We start from the raw sequence: 17,717 nt of genomic DNA, 5'->3' as shown, positions 1-17,717 counted from the left end.
TTTGTCGGACACTGACAGGTCAGTGATCGATCAAACCTGACGGTGTCGGAGACCCGTCAGCGTTTGAAAAATGCCAATCCTTAAACGCCGCCCCAAAATCGTTTGATACCCCGAAATGGGCCGTAAGAATGTAACTGACATTTTTCAATCGGCTCAGCTTATCAATGGATTCCCGATCGGTTTTGGTATCCATGTTGATGAATTTGCTGAATGCGGCCACTTTCCCAGCTTTCAGACTAAGCACATCCCCGGTAAACAGGTACTTTTCATCGACCAGGTAACACATGGAACCGGGGGTATGGCCCGGTGACAGGATCCCTTTGATGCTTATGCCCGGGAGATTGATTACCTGCCCATCATCTACCAACGTGGATTTTTTAGCGCTGATTTTATTCCCGAAAAACAGGAATCTTCCTGTTGCTCCGTTTATCATCTGTTCCTCCTGCCTGGACAAAAACACTGCAGCATTTGGGAACAGCGGGATCGAAGCGACATGGTCTCCGTCTGTATGAGTCAGGAATATTGCTTTGACCTTAGCCGGATCGATATTTAAGCCCACTAATCCTGCTTCGATCGTTTCGCTGTTATTTCCCGCGTCGATCATGATATAGCCGCTATCCGACCCGACTGCATATACATTGACGTACGAGTCTTTTATTGCATAGACCTGATCGGTAATTTTGCCGGTTTCCACTGTGGCCATTTGTTTCATTTCATGTCTCATGACCAGAAAATATCCTGCTGCGAAAATTATCAATGCTGCTATTCCAATTCCTAAGGCTATTAGTATTTTTTTCATAATTAATACCTTTATTTGTTGTTTTAATGCATTCCGGATCCGCAGGCAGTTTCAATTTCTTCGCGGCTTGCGCAACCGGGGGCATTGTCGTAAATATTAACTGGTCCGGTTGGACTGGCTAAATAACTACAAATACATTGTACATCACAGGTAGACAGAAGAGGGTTGCCAATAATTTGGACAAGCCTTATAGAATCGGCATTATTAATCTGCAGTCCTGTTAAGCTGGTTAAAGAATCGTTACCCTGAATACCTATAAATCCTGCCTTTATGAAAGTGATACTTTCCAGTCCCGAAAGGTCCTTCAGGGCCTCGTTACCGCTAATGACAATTGCTTTGCCGACACTGGTCAAATTTCCCAGCTCTTTGAGATCCTTTAACTTAGTATTCCCGCCGATCTCAAGCTCTGTACCGATCGAAGTCAGGTTATCCAGGCCTTTCAAACTGTTAAAGACAGGATGAATAGTATTGGTACCTATATAAAGACCTCCTCCAATGGATGTGAGACCTTCAAGCCCTTCCAGATTCACAAGATAATCGCCTGTAGAAATATGAAGACCTCCCGTAATCTGGGTTACCTGACTAAATCCATGTAAATTAGCTATATCATCTCCCTGTATCCATACATCCCAGTTTAGTATCTTGCAGTCAGGGAAATTGAATTCAATATTGTCAATTTCGGCCTGGGTAGAAAATCTGAGCTGCTTCGGCGGTTCGGGCTCCGGTTCAATATCAACGCATGAATAAACGAGAAGGATTAATAATATATATCCTGTTACTAAGGATATTATATTCACTAAAAATGTCGATTTTTTCATCTCAATAAATTAATTTTTGACTAATTTAACCACCTGCACTGTCCTGTCATTATTCAGCCGCACAAAATAAACCCCCTGTGCCAGACCGCGAATGTCAATGGTTGTCTCTGGTCCCGTTATTTGACGCATTAAGATTTGCTGCGAATTGAGGTTATAGATGGCCAGGAAAGTGTTTATGGCTGTGCTATGGGGTATTCCAATGATGATGGTTGTCGATGCAGGATTAGGATAAATTGTAAATGCAGGATTTAAATCCAGGTCTTCCACCGAAATCAGGTTACAGGCGGAATCCACCTCTTCACGGCTGTTACATCCTGTCGAGTTATAATAAAAAAGATTTTGACCATTAGAAATTTTTAAATAATCGCAAATGCTTTTTACATGGCAATAGGATAGCGAATTATTACGGAAGAATTCTATATCGGTGATGGTACCGGCGTCGATATTTTCCAATCCGGATAAACTGGTAAGGAAGGGACTGTCGCAAATATAAATTTTTCCCCCGATTGAGGTTAGAGAGCTCAAAGCTTCCAAACTATTAAGCGAGAAATTATAACAAAGCTCAAGATCTCCCCCGATGGATTTCAAATTATTCAGTCCATCCAGGTCTTTTAGATTAGGATTATAGAGGATTATTAAATCACGGTCGATTGAAGTAATATTAGATAATCCATCCAGATTCGTAATTAATGTCATTTCACCAAAACCTATCCATAAACCACCCTCGAGATATATACAGTTGGGATAATCAATATGGAAATTATCGATTTGTGTTTGAGTTACAAAAGGAGCTCCGGGAGGACAATCCTGGGAAATGCCTGAATGCAACAAGAACAACCCGATCAGCAATGCACAGACTTTTTTCATGATATGTTTATTATGGTTTTAATTATACCCTGAGGGAAGGTATAAACGCCTGAACCAGTAATAACCCATAAATATAATTAAAATCATAATGAAATGAATTACATACATTGGGTTATATTAAAGTGTGCGGTTAATCTTTGGAAATGTCGCTGACTGATAGAGATACACAAATCGTCGTCATCCCGAGGAGCGCAGCGACGAGGGAACTGCCGGCCCCAAAGCGTTAGCCCTCCTGAAAATAAAAACCCAACCTTTTTAACTGGTTGGGTCCTGGCTTTGTAGCGGGGAGAGGATTCGAACCTCTGGCCTTCGGGTTATGAGCCCGACGAGCTACCACTGCTCCACCCCGCAATATGACCAATAAGAATACTTTTAATTCAAATCGGGATGCAAAGATACTATATTTACTGCCTCATACATAAAACAAAAAGATTTTAATACAAATTTGTAAGCCTTTCTAGTTAAACCCAACCCTTTAGTAAAGTTGCTTTTTAATTTAATCCGCAGAGACGCAGAGACACAAAGAACCGTTTCACCTTATCACCTTTTCCCCGTTTCCCTCTTGCTTTTTCTCCAATAAATATCTATCTTTAAGGCATACTAAATCAGAGCCAAATTAAAAGCTATGAAAAAATCAATGCACCTCATCGTAATCCTTTTCTTTCTTTACTCAACAGCCTCCTCCCAATCCTGCCTTCCTGAAGGAATTATCTTCGGTACGCAAAGTGAAATTGACAATTTCCAGATCAATTATCCGGGTTGTACGGAAATTGAAGGAAGTGTTCAGATTAACGGACTGCAAATTGTTAATCTTAATGGCCTGGACGTACTGACATCAGTCGGCGGAGACATGATTCTCGATCTTACTCAAATCGTTAATATGTCCGGGCTGGATGCGCTCACATCTGTCGGAGGTGACCTGCTTTCAAAACAAAATGGGAGATTAAAAACGCTTACAGGACTTGAAAACCTGGCTTTTATCGGCGGAACCCTGGATTTTTATTACAATGATTCCTTAACCAACCTTGATGCGTTGAGCAGCCTGACTTACATCGGTGATGCGCTTAGTATCTGGCGTTGTGATTCGCTGCAAAGTATCACAGGATTGGAAAACCTCAGTGTAATAGGAAAAAACCTGGATATCTGGTGGAATCGTGACCTGGCAAGTTTAGACGGTCTGGAAAATCTTGATTCAGTTGGTGGAGATATTGATATTACATTAAATGAGGTTTTGTCAGATATTTCCTCGATCGGGCACCTGAATTTACTTGATGGCGGCCTGACCATCTGGAATAATGATTCTCTCAGCAGCTTCAGCGGACTGGAAAATATTACCTCGATCACAGGATACCTGGTTATTTTAGGGAATGATGGAATAACTGACCTCACAGGATTAGATAATCTGACCTCCGTGGGGGGTTCTGTTTCTATAGGTGGACCCCAGTTCGGCGGAAATTCCCTGGCAAATCTTTCCGGATTGGGCAGTCTGAAATCCATCGGCGGCAGCCTTTATATTTGCCGCAACCCGAATCTTACAAGCCTCGATGCCTTAATTGACCTGCATTCCATCGGGGGCGACCTTTACATTTATAAGAACAATGCCCTTACAACCTTAAGCGGGCTTGACAATATTGCGGAACAAACAATTGATAGTCTGACCATTTTAGATAATAATGTCCTATCCGCCTGTTCGATCCTGAGCATTTGTGAATATTTAATCAGCCCGAACGGAACCATCGATATCCAAGAAAATGCTGTGGGATGTAATAACCAGCAGGAAGTTGAAGCGGCTTGCGGAGTTGGGCTAGACGAGAGCAGTACATCTGAAAATCAATATTACATCTTTCCAAACCCTTCTTCAACCCAAATCACCATAGAAACCACCACTATACCACAAAAAAACACATTCCTAACCATTTTCAATATCAACGGTCAGCAACTCCTCACACGCCAAATAACGGAACCAAAGACACATATTGACATAAACAATCTGCCCCGCGGCGTTTACTTTATACGGCTGACCAATGACAGGATGGTGGAAGTGGGGAAGGTGGTGAAGCAGTGAGATTCCCCCGCTACAAAACATAAATCCAGAACCCAACCAGATCCCTCGTCATCCCGAGCCTCGCGAAGTATTTTTTAAACTGAATCCAGGAATTATTCATTTCCTGATCCTCAATCAAAATCTTTGGGTAACATTGATATAGAGGCGGTTATATTTGTTTATCTTTTCAAACGTCCCTTCATAATTAAGGGATAATGAAAGCTTTTTATAAATGATCCAGTTCAGGTTACATTCTGCCATATTCTGGGGTATGGACGATTCCGTGCTGAAATATTTGTAATCAACGTACCTGTAGCCCAGGCCTCCGTATAATTTTCCCCGGACCAGGTCCCGTGACACCACAAGGCTGTAAATCTTGCCTGAAATATAGCTTGTTTCCAATATTGTAGCTGAAAGTGTGGCTGACATATTCAGCACGGGGATACGGCTATAAGTAACATAACCATATATATTTTTCGATGGTTTAGGATCTGATTTTCTATAACGGTAGCCCGTTTTCACACCAACCGACAGATATTTTACCGGGTTATAGCTTACCTGGAACATAAATCCCTGCATGGTTTCAGGATCAAGAATCTGGTCCAGGATATTCTTATAGGTTTCGTAATAAACGACGTTTTGACGGGCGCTGTAAGAAACGGATAATGATAACTGCCTTATCACCCTGTACCTCAATGATAAATATAGATTTGTAAGGTTGAAAGTACCTTGCGGTTTATTCTTTACCGTATCATACCTGTATAAATCACATTCAACGGTCCCGAAAAAATTCAAATTCCTGATAAGCGAATTGGAATGTTGAAAATAAACAAACCTGCGGTCAGTCATCGAATGGTTCGTTTGTTCGACAAATGCCAGGGAACTTTGCATATTTCCCTTTTTCCCCGCATAATCATGGCTGATGTAGGCGCCATATTGGAGAAGACTGAAGTTAAAGCTGTAATCATTATAGTCAGGCCTTGAACCGGCAAGTATTCCGGCTGAGAATGAATTAAACTTCATTTCAAACTGCAATCCATCTATAGCGCCCATATTGGAAATCTTTGGGTTGATCTTCCGGCCAAGCAAAATTCTGTAGTTGTCGTTGAATTCATAATTAACCGCCAGGCTGTAAATCTTTAAGCCATTAAATATATTCTGCTGAATTTCATTCCATTCGCCGTCTTTATGGACAAAAGAAATATAACTTTCCCCCGATAATTTTGAATTGCCAATGTTTTTCGCATTAATGGAGAAGGTATATCTCATCCGTTGAGAGTTGCCCCCGGGTGTATTTGAAAAATTTGAATAGGAGGAGAGCGAGACACGGCCGCTGATATCCTGTTTTAACTTCTTTTTAGCCGTCGTATCAGCAACTGTAGTGTCCTTTTTTTCTTCCGGAGGTTGTACCACTACCGGCGCAACAGGAATTTCCTCCTTTGGCTGGTCAGTTGCAGGTTTTATTTTTTGTTTTGTAAAGATTTTATCAGAAACCGCAAGTGGATTTGAAGAAATTGGAATGCATATGCAGGAAATTGATGAAAGATTGCTCACCACCAAAGCAGGAACCAGTTTATCTCCCTGTTTGATAAAGAGGGTGTCACCCACGGCAATATTTTCCGTCGATTTAAATTTAACGTAGATACTCTGTGAGGTCACGTAAGAAACCGTACCCTCTTCAGGCTCAATAATAGTTTGGCTCTTCAGGTTTAATCCTATAAAAACAAAAAGAAAAACTGGAAGAATAAATCTCATTGTTATATTTTTGGTTTGGTTAGCCTGAACATCTTTCCTTCACTTTCACCATTCGGGTGACACGCATAGCAAGCATCACTGTTATACTGATATCCGCTGACCCCTTCATGCTCTTCGTTCGTTTCACCTTGGGAATGACAAGTGAGGCATGTAAATACGGAATAATCAGAAGGATTTGGATGGCATTCGGAACAAGTATTCCATTCTCCTTCATGCGATCCTGAATAAATCGGAAAATATAGTCCGTCATGATCGAAGGTTGAAGGCACCCAGGCAACTGTAGTATGGCACAATTCACAATCGGTGGGAAACCCGGCTGCAGCATGATTCGGATCTGTAGTGCCGTTGTAATCATCCAAATGGCAACCAACGCAAGTATTTGGCGTACTGTTATAATTACCGTTATGGCAGGCATCGCAATCAACGCTTTGATGAGCTCCTGTCAATGGCCAATACTGGTCATGTATAGGGAATGTAGCCGGTTGCCAGCCCGGATTTGTAGTATGACAGGTCTCGCAATCGGTTCCTATACCGATAGCATCATGGTCCGGGTTCGTTGTTTGGTTGTAGTTATCAAGATGGCATCCTACGCAGGTATTTGGCGTTTCGTTATAATCGCCCTCATGGCAGGTAAAACAATTACTGGCTATGGTTGCATGTGCACCAAGCAAAGGATAATATTCGTTATGGATCGGGAATGTAGCCGGTTGCCAGTCGGGGATAGTTGTATGACAGGTTTCACAGTCGTTGGGAATACCAATGGCATTATGGTTTGGGTTCACCGACTCATTAAAATCATTTTCATGGCAAACAAAGCAAATGGTGGGAGTCCCCTGATAACCATTAGCATGACATTCAATACATTCGGCCGATATATGTGCACCGGTCAGGGGGAAGTTTGAGTTGTCATGGTTAAAGGCTCCTTCGGCAGACCCGTCAGGGTGACATTCAAAGCATGCTGCATCATTATAGGTATATCCGCTAACGTCATTATGCTGGTCATTTGTCTCCCCTTGCGGATGGCAGTTACTGGTACAGGTATAAACCGCATAATTGCCTGGATTTGTATGGCAATCGGAACAAACATCCCATTCCCCTTCGTGTTTGCCGGAATAAACCGGGAAAAATTGCCCGTCATGATCGAAAGTAGCAGGCGTCCATGCATTTTCATTATGACAGGTTTCACAACTCGTAGAAAACTGTGCAGCTATGTGATTCGGGTCGGTGGTCTGGTTGTAATTCTCCGCATGGCAGCCATAGCAAAGATTCGGTGTATTGACATAATTACCCTCATGGCAGGTAAAACAATTGGTGGCAATGGTTGCATGGGCACCTAACAGCGGGTAAGTTTCGTTATGGTTCGGGAATAAAGCCGGTTTCCATTCCGGGTCTGTCGTATGACAGGTCTCACAATCGGTTGCAATACCAACGGTATTATGATTTGGATTAGCGGTCTGATTGAAATCATTTTCATGGCATGCGAAACAGATTGTGGGAGTTCCGGCAAATCCACTGGCGTGGCAACCAATGCATTCGGTAGTTATATGTGCCCCGGTTAAAGGGAAGTCTGATGCATTATGATTAAATCCTCCTTCCCCTGATCCTGTGGGGTGACATTCATAACAAGCCAAACTGTTATAAGAATATCCGCCAACTTCATTATGCTGATCATCTGTTTCTCCCTGGTTATGCTCATGGCAATCAATGCAGCTAAATAATCCATAATTACCGGTGGTTGTATGACATTCGGCACAGGTATTCCATTCACCATTATGTGATCCTGAATAAATCGGAAAGAGACCATCATGCTCTGTGTACTCAGCAGGTTTCCAACCCGGGCTGGTGGTATGGCACTCAATGCAATTAGTCGGGAACTCCAGGACCGAGTGGTTAGGATCTGATGTTCCGTTATAATCCGTTTGATGGCAGGAAACACATTCCGCCGAGATGTTTGAATAATCATTAGTCGTATGACATATTTTGCAATCTTTTATATCATGGCCACCTGTAAGCGGAAAGAAAGCGTGATTAATGTTATCGCTGGTCCAGTCAAAACTGTTCATCAAATGACATTCCTCGCAGGTATTGGAGGGGAAGTTGCCTTCATCATGCTTGGGAGAAGTGGTAGCCAGGTATTTATCCTTATGGCAATCAAAACATTCAACTCCAAGTAGTTCAAATCGCAGAAGAGATTCAGACAGACTAGTGTGGCAGTCATAACAATCGGCGGTCACATGGGCACCAACAAGGGGAAAACGGCCAAGCTGGTGGATCTCTGTAATATTTTCCACGATCCATGATTTTGGAGTGTGGCACCTTCCGCATTCAAATCCGACAGTCTGGTAATGAATATCGGTGTGGCATGACATGCATTCGGTTTCTGCATCAGTAAAAACCAGTGATTTGTGGCACGATCTGCAATTAACCTGCTGATGCTGCCCGACGAGCTGAAATTGTGTCTGATCGTGGTTGAATGAAAGTTTTTTGAGGTCTATTTTCCAACCTTCAGTAGTATGGCAATCACTGCAATTCTTATTAAATTCTTTACCATGGGGAGATTGTGCGAATACATTACTGCACAATACAACCAACAATATTATCGATGACAACTTTCGCATTTGTAATCATTTAATTTGTATCGCACATAAGTTATTTCATTGAGCTGGACCGGCTTGTGACATTTATTACAGGCTACGTTTTTATGTCGCCCATCCAGTTTAAAATTAGTTTTATCATGATCAAATATACTAATTTTCCAGCTATTAAAATCATGGCATTGATTACAATTTATTACCCCATCTTTCTCAAACTGACTTACATGGACATCTTTATGGCAATTTGTGCAAGTAGAAGTTAATCCAGAAAATCTTTGATTAACAATCCCTTCAATATCCTGCTTGAAATGGCAGGACCGGCATATCTGTTTCTGGTGAGCCCCGGCTAGCACAAAACTGGTCTTGGCGTGATCAAAATTTATTTCACTCCAGCTTATTTCCGAATGACAACTATTACAGGTTGCATCAGGGTAATATTTTTTATCAAGGAACGGGTCATGTATATCGGCATGACAATCGCTGCAACGTATCCCGATTTCCCTGAAATTCCATTTTTCTGTTTTTTTATGACACGCAAAGCAAGGAGTGGCGAGATGAGCTCCCTGTAATGGAAAAATGCCTGTGTTATGTTGCTCAATAGTATATGTGAACCCCGTAAATCCCTTTGTGCTGTGGCAATTGGAACAATCGGGCGATACTCCCTGTTTGGCAAACTGATTTTTATGATAATCAAGGTGACAATCGGTGCACCGGTCATGTTTTACAGGATCGGTGAGCGCTGTCTTATGGCAGGATTTGCAGGCAACGGTCTGATGCTTATCCTCTAACCTGAAATTGGTTTTATTATGATCGAAGTTTATCATTCCCTGTATGTTGTGAAATGACTCTTCGTTATGGCATTGACGGCAATCTTGTCCAAAAAGATTATTATGCATATCTTTATGGCAGTTTGTGCAATTGGCAAATTGAATCCCGTCAAATTTCTGAACTTGCTTATCGTTTTTAATTTCAATTTTATGACATTTAATGCAGTCAACAGCCTCATGTTTTCCTTTTAATTGAAATTTTGTTTTATCATGATCGAATCGGGTTGCTGGTTTAAATGCATCATAGGCATGACAATTCAGGCAGTCGCGCGACAGGGTGTTCTGGTGATAATCAGTATGACAGGATAAACATGCAGTTTTGAGGCCTAAATAGGAAGGCTGCTTTTTATTTTTTATTTTTTGATCAGTTATAAATTCCGATTTATGGCAGTCTTCGCATTTTTTCTTACTGTGTGCACCCAATAAATCATAACCGGTCAGGCTGTGATCAAACTTTTCTTTTTCAAAACGGATTATTTCAAAGTTTCTGCCGTGGTGGTCATTATGGCAAATGACACAGGATTTGTCGCGTACTTCGGCAGATGAATGATATCCTTTTTGTTTATCAACCCTTTCCTTAATTTCTGTATGGCAGGCCAGGCATTTTTCATTAGAAACTTTATCTCCTAAAATATGACATTGAGTACAATTGGACATGCCTTCCAGGTGTGAATGCACTTCTGATAAATCACCGGGCGAAATCTGAGAATGCGCCTGGTAAGCGAAAATTACCAGAATTATTACATATGCTAAAAATTTACCAATCCCTGTTTTCATGAAAATTGGCGTACAGTAGAATAAAATTAGTGTTTTAAAATAGCTTCTCCAAATTTTTTAGTGATCCTTAGTCCAACTTTCTCTAAAAACTCCGTTGGTAATTCGCCACCGGCAAAAATGTAAACAAGATCATTTTTTATTATCAGCGTTTCATTTTCCTGCCCGGTCGAAATGGTTATATCATCTTTGTCAATTGCAACAAGGTTTGTATTGAACCTGACATCGATACGGCCTTCTGTAATGGCATCATTTATCTTTTTGCTATTCTTTGGTTTTAACCGATTGAACACTTCGTTCCGGTAGGCAAGGATTACATTATTCTCCTCAGCCAGCAACAGGGCTGATTCAACAGCAGAGTCACCCCCGCCAACGACGATAATATATTTTCCTTGAATATCTTCAGGCTCCAAAAGCCGGTAAGCCACTTTTTCCAGTGATTCACCCGGAACACCCAATTTTCTTGGAGTACCACGGCGTCCAATGGATAGTAATACAAATTTCGTAGTGAAATGCTCCCCGGCCAGAGTTTCGATTCTAAAATGACTGTTTTCTTCAAAAATAGCGTCTACTTTTGAATTTTCTTTAATTGAAATATCGTTTTTTCGCAAAACTTCTGTCCACAATTCAAGCAATTCCGATTTACTTGTTTCGTAGAGTTTTACTTTTCCATGCAGAGGCAAATCCATGCTTGAAGTCATCACTATTTTAGACCTGGGAAATGAAAAAACAGTTCCGCCCAAAGTATCCTGCTCTAAGGTCAGGAAATTAAGATTGTGTTTTTTTGCCGTAAGAGAAGCAGCGATACCAGCAGGACCTGCACCAATTATTATAAGGTCATAGGTAGCATTATGATCTTTCTTAACCTGTTTTACAATGTTTTCAACTGCTTGCTTGCCCTGTACCACAGCATTTTTTATAAGACCCATTCCCCCTAATTCACCCGCGATAAATATACCGGGCACATTAGTCTCGAAGTTTTGGTTCACATGGGGCAGGTCAACGCCTCGTTTTTCTGTACCAATGACAAGGGTAATTGCCTGCGTAGGGCAGGCATGAAAGCACGCTCCGTGCCCGATACAATGGGATGCATTTATTGTTGTTGCTTTTCCATTCCTGATTCCCAGAATATCCCTTTCCGGGCAAGCGACAATGCAAGCACCGCTTCCAATACAACTGTTTACATCAACTACAGGGTGGAGAGATACCGGCTCAAACAGTCCTTCCTGTTTTGCTTTTTCTATCTTATCTTCTACAGTTTTTGAATCCCGTTTTTGTTTTCGCAAGTAAATAAAGACGACAACAAGACACAATATTGCTGCCAATCCATAGACCAAAATATTTTCAATAAGTGATTCCATTTCTAAAAAATCCATCTGAATCCAAAAACAACGGTAACAGCAACATGGATAAGCATAATAACTAACATGACAATGGCAAAAGGTAAATGTGCAACATGCCAGTATTTAAACAAATTCTGCATAGTAACGAGCCTATCGATCTTCCTGTTGAGTGAAATTTCATTTTTCACCAGTTTCAATACCTGCTTATATTGTGCCTGGGTAAGACTATTTCTTTTGAGTACTGATTTAACTTTACGAAAGGTCTTTTTATCTTCACTATAATTCTTAAAAAAGCGCACAACGATATTTTCATGATAAACACCAACCCTTTTTTTGGTCGATTCTACAATAACATTGTAGCTTTCTTCATCGAGTCTATCCGAAAGATTTATAATATCACCGATGTCAGTTTTCATATCCCTAACTTCGCTTAAGCTTAATTCCCGCCCTTCTATTGATCTCGGAATTTGAATATAGATAAACCTTCCGACTATTCCGCTTAAGAAGACGGCAACCATACTCCAGAAGCTGACAGCCACTAATCCCCCAAACTTGAAAGCAGTGTGGAACAACACCATTATCGGGCCTAAAGTACACAAGAAGATATGAAATTCAAGCCAGTATTTTAATATTCCCAGGCGCATCAATGATCGGCTCCTTTTTCTGACTATGTAGGTGAAAACTCCAATAAGTATTAGCAGTGAACCGATAATTCCCAATCCATGACCAAAAATGCCACTTGGTTTAAGTGTTGTATGATTTATATGGAAAAATCTTTCTCCCAGGCTGGTATTATAGTATGAAAAACCTGTGTAGCTAAGGGCTATAAGAGTCAGGATGACAATGGCAGTTAATACTGCAATGAATATTATATGGGCAACTTTTGACATGTTAAATCAAGAATTATACAAATCTATTCCTTTAAACGATTCAGATTCATTTGCGAATTTATGGGTTAAATTTCACAAATACAAGAACGTTTATGTGTTTAAGGGATAATTATTGTCTTTATTAGTCTTCTACCTGCTCCCGGACTTTCCTCATAATATTCAGGGGAGTATCCGTGATTACGAGATTTATCAACCAGTCTGGAATGATTCCGCCGGGATCAACAGCCCCTTCCAGGGTGAGATGGATCATTCCATTACCTGCAGGCTGCATAGTCCATTGTTGCCAATAATTTTTTATACGGACCAGATCGGGCTTTTCCGGAATAACTCCATATAGCGGCGTTGCGCGTACTACCCGTTTACCTGTTATAGGATCATTGGTGATCAGTGCCTCGACACACAAGTCACGATCGCTGAAAGGCCATTGCACATCATAAACCAGGTAATACCTGATATACTTTTCTTCTTCGTAACCCAATACCTTGATTTCACTGATGTCATCATCCCACCAGTCAAAACTCTCAATTCTCCCGATGACATTACTGATCTTCTCTATGTTTGTTTTTAGATCTACCTCACCTTTAAAAGATTTCAGTGCAGTGTTTTCTTCACTGCGGGTGTATATTTTAATACCATCACGTTCTTTTATAAAATCCCATGATTGTCCAATGAGATTGCCAGGGAGCAGGAGATAGTGAATAAGGAAGCATAAGAATATCGGGAAGAATTTAAGCTGCATCAGAAAATAAATTTATTGCAAAATAACGGTAATCTTCACAAATCTGGTATGTTTTGTAAATTTATATCTAAAATCTGGCGTTTTTGTCTGAAATAAATCAGACTATACCTAATAAAGTATTTGCTTTTTCCGTTATCTTCATGGTTAGAAAAGCAGGATGATGCGAAATATCTTTGGGGAATACAATAATACTCTGGAATTACTGCAGCAGCGGATTGATGAGATGACGGCAGTTACTTCACCCGGACTGGAAAAACAAAGATTTTTTATTAAGTTACTAGGTCTTTTAGATCTTACCACACTGGAAGGATCCGATACAAAAGAAAAAGTAATCCAACTTTGCCGGCAGGCAAGGTTTTCATCAATAAAAAAAGAATTCCCGGATGCTGCCGCTGTATGTGTGTATCCCTCGTTTGTCAGGTGTGCCAAACAAGAGTTTGAAGGGACCGGAATCTTAGTTGCGTCGGTAGCAGGTGCATTCCCATCGGGCCAGACAAGCCTGCATGTAAAACTGGAAGAGATACGATATGCTATAGCTGAAGGGGCCGATGAGATCGACACGGTGATCAGCAGGGGTAAACTCCTGGAGGGCCTTGAATCAGAGGTCTTTGATGAGCTGTCGGCTATTCGGGAAACCTGCGGACAGATCCACCTGAAAGTCATCCTTGAAACAGGGGAGTTGCCTTCGGTTTCACTGGTAAGGAAAGCCAGCGAATTAGCCATCCTTGCCGGAGCTGATTTCATCAAGACCTCGACCGGTAAGATTTCGATCGGTGCAACTCCGGTAGCATTCCTGGTGATGCTCGATACCATCCGTGAATTTCTTGAAAAAACCGGTAAAGCAATCGGGATCAAGCCGGCTGGTGGGATCAGAACACCGGAACAGGCCCTTCTCTATTCCGGATTGTTATTGAATGTCTTGGGCGAACAATGGTTCCAAAAAGAATATTTCCGCATCGGGGCCAGCAGCCTTGCAGGGGAAATTTTAAAAAGGTTATGCGGGACTCATTCTCAAAAAAGCACTTGAAACCATTGATAATAAGGATAAACAGAAATTTGTAATTGAGATGGAGTCCCTTGGAAGTTTAAAAAAGTAATTATGAAAACCAGAGTTATTATTATCATGATGGGTATGCTGGTATTAATCATGCCTGCCTGCCTCCCAACAGACGAAAACGTTAATCCGGATGACCCTGTCGCGAAATTCCTTGGCGATTGGAAAGTGAATGAAAGCTGCAGGCGGTTGAATTATAATGTAGAAATCCAGGCAGACCCGGGGAACAGTGCACAGGTACTTATATATAATTACGGAAATACGGGGCCTGGTTATGACCCGGCAGTTGGACTTGTGGTTACCAATTCCGTTCATGTATCTTCTCAGACAATCGGGGAAGGCTGGACGGTGAGTGGGAAGGGAACCTATCAGGTCGATGGAACCATCTCCTGGGATTATACCCTGATCATCGGGCCAAGTGAATTCAGTTGTAATGCTCTGTTTTCAAAGTAATACGAAGCAGATACGTCCTGAACATCTCTATTCAGCCGGAGGAACCATGCTCTCAATTTTACTCAGGTTAACTATCACCTTTTCATAAATTTTATTAAGTTCCTCTGTATGGTAGGCATAGTAATGCAAACTTTCATCGAAAGTATCCCGACCAATTTTGTGTTTTTTCAAAACGGCTGAAAAATATTCATTAGAAAGGTGTTGGAGGGATTTCTCCTTGACCTTGATGGTATTGATCACCCCATCTGCAAGATGCAGGTCAGTAAGCAAGGTCACCATGGAGTCGGCCGGTATTACCAGCGTCATGTCAAAAGAAGGATCCGGTGTGGTATGATAACAGGAACCCAGCGCGAAAATAAAGAGAAGCCCGGTTAAGATTTTCGTCATCAGTTCCCAACCTCCGACATAAATTTAATCCGCATGAGCCTGATCTCTTCTTCCGTATATTCGTCTTCCCCTAAAGTAGTAAGAGCGTCTTCGACCGAATCTGAATCGGCTTCATGGAAATATTCGAAAATCTCTTCCTGGTGGTATTCATCAACATATTCATCGATATAATACTTAATATCGAGTTTTGTGCCGGAAGAAACTATTCTTTCAATTTCAGTCAATAACTCACTGATAGTAAGATTTTTGGCAGTTGCAATGTCTTCAAGGCCTAATTTCCGGTCAATATTATGGATAATGTAAACTTTCAATCCCGACTTGTTTATCACCGACTTTACCACCATATCGTTAGGCCGGATGATATCGTTTTCTTCGACATATTGCGCGATCAATTCGAGGAAAGGTTCGCCATATTTTTGAGCTTTACCCACACCAACGCCTGTAATCTGGTGAAGTTCATCAAACGTTATCGGGTATTGAATAGCCATATCTTCCAAAGACGGATCCTGGAAAATAACAAATGGTGGCAAATTTTCTTTCCGCGATATTTCTTTGCGCAGGTCTTTCAGCAGCGTGAAAAGCGTTTTGTCAGCTGTGCTGGTTTTATGGGCTCCTTCCAGGATATCTTCTTCTTCTTCAAGATTATCATAATCACGATCATGCGTGAGCATGACGGAATAAGGTTTTTTAAGGAATTTGTGGCCTTCCTTACTAACCTTCAGGATACCGTAATTTTCAATGTCCTTGACAAGAAGCTGGCTGATAAGCGCCTGCCTGACAACGGCATTCCAAAACCTTTCATCTTCATCAGCCCCTTTGCCAAATTCTTCCAGTTGATTATGTTTATAAGACTTTATCGTGGTAGAATTCTTGCCAAAGATGATATTGACTATATGCTTGGCCTTAAATTGCTGTTTTACGGCAAGAATCGTTTCAATCGCCAGTTTAATGAAATCTTTCCCTTCAAATTTGGCTTTTGGATGCAGGCAGTTATCGCAAGAGCCGCAATTCTCTTTAAGGAATTCTTCACCAAAATAATGCAATAATAATTTATGCCTGCAAACAGCCGATTCTGCATAGGCAACAGTTTCCTGGAGAAGCTCTTTTGCAATTTCCTGTTCGGCGACAGGTTTATCTTTCATAAACTTTTCCAGTTTCAGGATATCATCATAACTATAAAATGCAATGCAGTTTCCCTCGCCATCATCACGGCCTACCCTCCCGGTTTCCTGGTAATAACTTTCCAGGCTCTTGGGCATATCATAATGAATCACATAACGGATATCGGGTTTATCGATACCCATGCCAAAAGCGATCGTAGCCACAATAACATCCACATCTTCCATCAGGAACCTGTCCTGGTTCGTCTTCCTGGTGTTCGATTCAAGGCCTGCGTGATAGGGGAGAGCTTTAATCCCGTTAACCACAAGGCTTTCGGCCATCTCTTCGACCTTTTTACGACTCATGCAATAAACAATCCCTGACTTCCCTGAATTCGACTTGATGTACTTAATGACATCTTTAACAACCGTTTCGGTCTTTGGCCTGATCTCATAATATAGATTTGGCCTGTCAAATGAAGATTTGAAGACAGTAGATTGGGGAATTTCGAGATTTTTGATGATATCCTGCTGAACTTTAGGTGTGGCCGTGGCTGTCAGTGCAATCAGGGGAACATCCTGCCCGATTGTTTCGATAATAGGCCTGATCCTCCTGTATTCCGGCCTGAAATCATGCCCCCATTCGGAAATGCAATGTGCTTCATCAATGGCGTAAAATGAGATATTAATGTTGCGGAGGAACTCCACATTCTCATCTTTCGTCAGAGATTCCGGTGCAACGTAAAGTAACTTTGTACTTCCATCAACCAGGTCTTGCCTTACTTCTTTCATTTCAGCTTTGCTGAGCGAGGAATTCATGAAATGCGCCAGGTTATGCTCGGTTCCGAAGTTCCGAAGATTATCCACCTGATTTTTCATAAGTGCGATGAGCGGAGATACAATAATTGCTGTCCCTTTACACATCATTGCCGGGAGTTGGTAACAAAGCGACTTTCCACCACCTGTCGGCATAATGACAAACGTATCCTTTTTAGAAAGGAGATTTTTGATAATTGCTTCCTGGTTGCCTTTAAAGTTGTCGAAGCCAAACACGTCCTTTAGCACTTCCTTCATCGATACTGCTTCCTTGACAATCATGCTTGCGTCCTAAAATTGAATATCTTTGTGAGTAAATCCGAGAAATCTATAACTGTCAATAGTTGATTATATTTTTATAAATATACTATTTTTTGAAAAAAGTTAAACAAGCAAATTATTTTTTAATCTTTTTTTATCATTTTTTCAATATTAAACAGGTGAAATTCTGATAGTT

The 17,717-nt window shown here is 41.2% G+C and carries 14 protein-coding genes and 1 tRNA gene; 3 read left to right on the top strand and 12 right to left on the bottom strand.

Translation table 11 applies throughout. The features are described from left to right. Positions 1-19: 19 nt before the first annotated feature. The 4 genes from M0Q51_11750 to M0Q51_11735 form a co-directional block, all read right to left on the bottom strand. Positions 20-799 (bottom strand): MBL fold metallo-hydrolase, encoded by a 780-nt coding sequence (locus M0Q51_11750; GenBank protein ID MCK9400650.1) that lies wholly within the window; start codon positions 797-799, stop codon positions 20-22. A gap of 23 nt (positions 800-822) precedes the next feature. Next, positions 823-1,617, bottom strand: coding sequence for a hypothetical protein (locus M0Q51_11745; GenBank protein MCK9400649.1), 795 nt, complete (start codon positions 1,615-1,617; stop codon positions 823-825). Between the two features lie 9 nt (positions 1,618-1,626). After that, a complete protein-coding gene (locus M0Q51_11740) occupies positions 1,627-2,484 on the bottom strand; it encodes a T9SS type A sorting domain-containing protein (protein MCK9400648.1) in 858 nt (285 codons plus the stop codon). A 279-nt stretch (positions 2,485-2,763) separates the two neighbouring features. After that, positions 2,764-2,835 (bottom strand) — tRNA-Met (locus tag M0Q51_11735). A 274-nt stretch (positions 2,836-3,109) separates the two neighbouring features. On the opposite strand from M0Q51_11735, the gene M0Q51_11730 reads away from it, so the two are divergent. Then, positions 3,110-4,549, top strand: a complete 1,440-nt coding sequence (locus M0Q51_11730) for a T9SS type A sorting domain-containing protein (protein ID MCK9400647.1) — start codon at positions 3,110-3,112, stop codon at positions 4,547-4,549. A 114-nt stretch (positions 4,550-4,663) separates the two neighbouring features. Here the strand turns inward: M0Q51_11730 and M0Q51_11725 are convergent, their stop codons facing one another. The 6 genes from M0Q51_11725 to M0Q51_11700 all read right to left on the bottom strand — a co-directional run bounded on the left by M0Q51_11725 (position 4,664) and on the right by M0Q51_11700 (position 13,450). Next, a complete protein-coding gene (locus M0Q51_11725; GenBank protein MCK9400646.1) occupies positions 4,664-6,283 on the bottom strand; it encodes a hypothetical protein in 1,620 nt (539 codons plus the stop codon). 2 nt (positions 6,284-6,285) lie between these two features. Further along, positions 6,286-8,901, bottom strand: a complete 2,616-nt coding sequence (locus tag M0Q51_11720) for a hypothetical protein (GenBank protein ID MCK9400645.1) — start codon at positions 8,899-8,901, stop codon at positions 6,286-6,288. Further along, the gene (locus M0Q51_11715; GenBank protein ID MCK9400644.1) at positions 8,880-10,481 is read right to left on the bottom strand and encodes a cytochrome C; all 1,602 of its coding nucleotides are present in this window, start codon (positions 10,479-10,481) and stop codon (positions 8,880-8,882) included. Before M0Q51_11715 ends, M0Q51_11720 begins: the two co-directional genes overlap by 22 nt. Before the next feature lie 26 nt (positions 10,482-10,507). Continuing rightward, positions 10,508-11,839 (bottom strand): NAD(P)-binding domain-containing protein, encoded by a 1,332-nt coding sequence (locus tag M0Q51_11710; GenBank protein ID MCK9400643.1) that lies wholly within the window; start codon positions 11,837-11,839, stop codon positions 10,508-10,510. A gap of 2 nt (positions 11,840-11,841) precedes the next feature. Beyond that, positions 11,842-12,711: a hypothetical protein gene (locus tag M0Q51_11705; GenBank protein ID MCK9400642.1), complete on the bottom strand. Its 870-nt coding sequence runs from the start codon at positions 12,709-12,711 to the stop codon at positions 11,842-11,844. A 121-nt stretch (positions 12,712-12,832) separates the two neighbouring features. Beyond that, entirely contained in the window at positions 12,833-13,450 is a 618-nt protein-coding gene (locus M0Q51_11700; protein MCK9400641.1) for a hypothetical protein, read from the bottom strand. Positions 13,451-13,607: 157 nt separating this feature from the next. On the opposite strand from M0Q51_11700, the gene deoC reads away from it, so the two are divergent. Continuing rightward, positions 13,608-14,477 (top strand): deoxyribose-phosphate aldolase, encoded by an 870-nt coding sequence (gene deoC, locus M0Q51_11695; GenBank protein ID MCK9400640.1) that lies wholly within the window; start codon positions 13,608-13,610, stop codon positions 14,475-14,477. 72 nt (positions 14,478-14,549) lie between these two features. Further along, entirely contained in the window at positions 14,550-14,957 is a 408-nt protein-coding gene (locus M0Q51_11690) for a hypothetical protein (protein MCK9400639.1), read from the top strand. A gap of 27 nt (positions 14,958-14,984) precedes the next feature. On the opposite strand, the gene M0Q51_11685 is transcribed toward M0Q51_11690, so the two are convergent. Together M0Q51_11685 and recQ are read right to left on the bottom strand one after the other, a co-directional pair. Then, positions 14,985-15,344 (bottom strand): DUF4296 domain-containing protein, encoded by a 360-nt coding sequence (locus tag M0Q51_11685; GenBank protein ID MCK9400638.1) that lies wholly within the window; start codon positions 15,342-15,344, stop codon positions 14,985-14,987. Continuing rightward, complete coding sequence (recQ, locus tag M0Q51_11680) at positions 15,344-17,542, bottom strand: DNA helicase RecQ (GenBank protein ID MCK9400637.1); 2,199 nt, start codon at positions 17,540-17,542, stop codon at positions 15,344-15,346. The genes M0Q51_11685 and recQ overlap by 1 nt, the downstream gene beginning before the upstream one ends. Positions 17,543-17,717: the final 175 nt, after the last annotated feature.

This window comes from Bacteroidales bacterium (assembly GCA_023229505.1).
Lineage (GTDB): Bacteria > Bacteroidota > Bacteroidia > Bacteroidales > JAGOPY01 > JAGOPY01.
The sequence above is the reverse complement of the archived record's forward strand: the minus strand, read 5'-3'. Positions and strand labels throughout refer to the sequence as shown.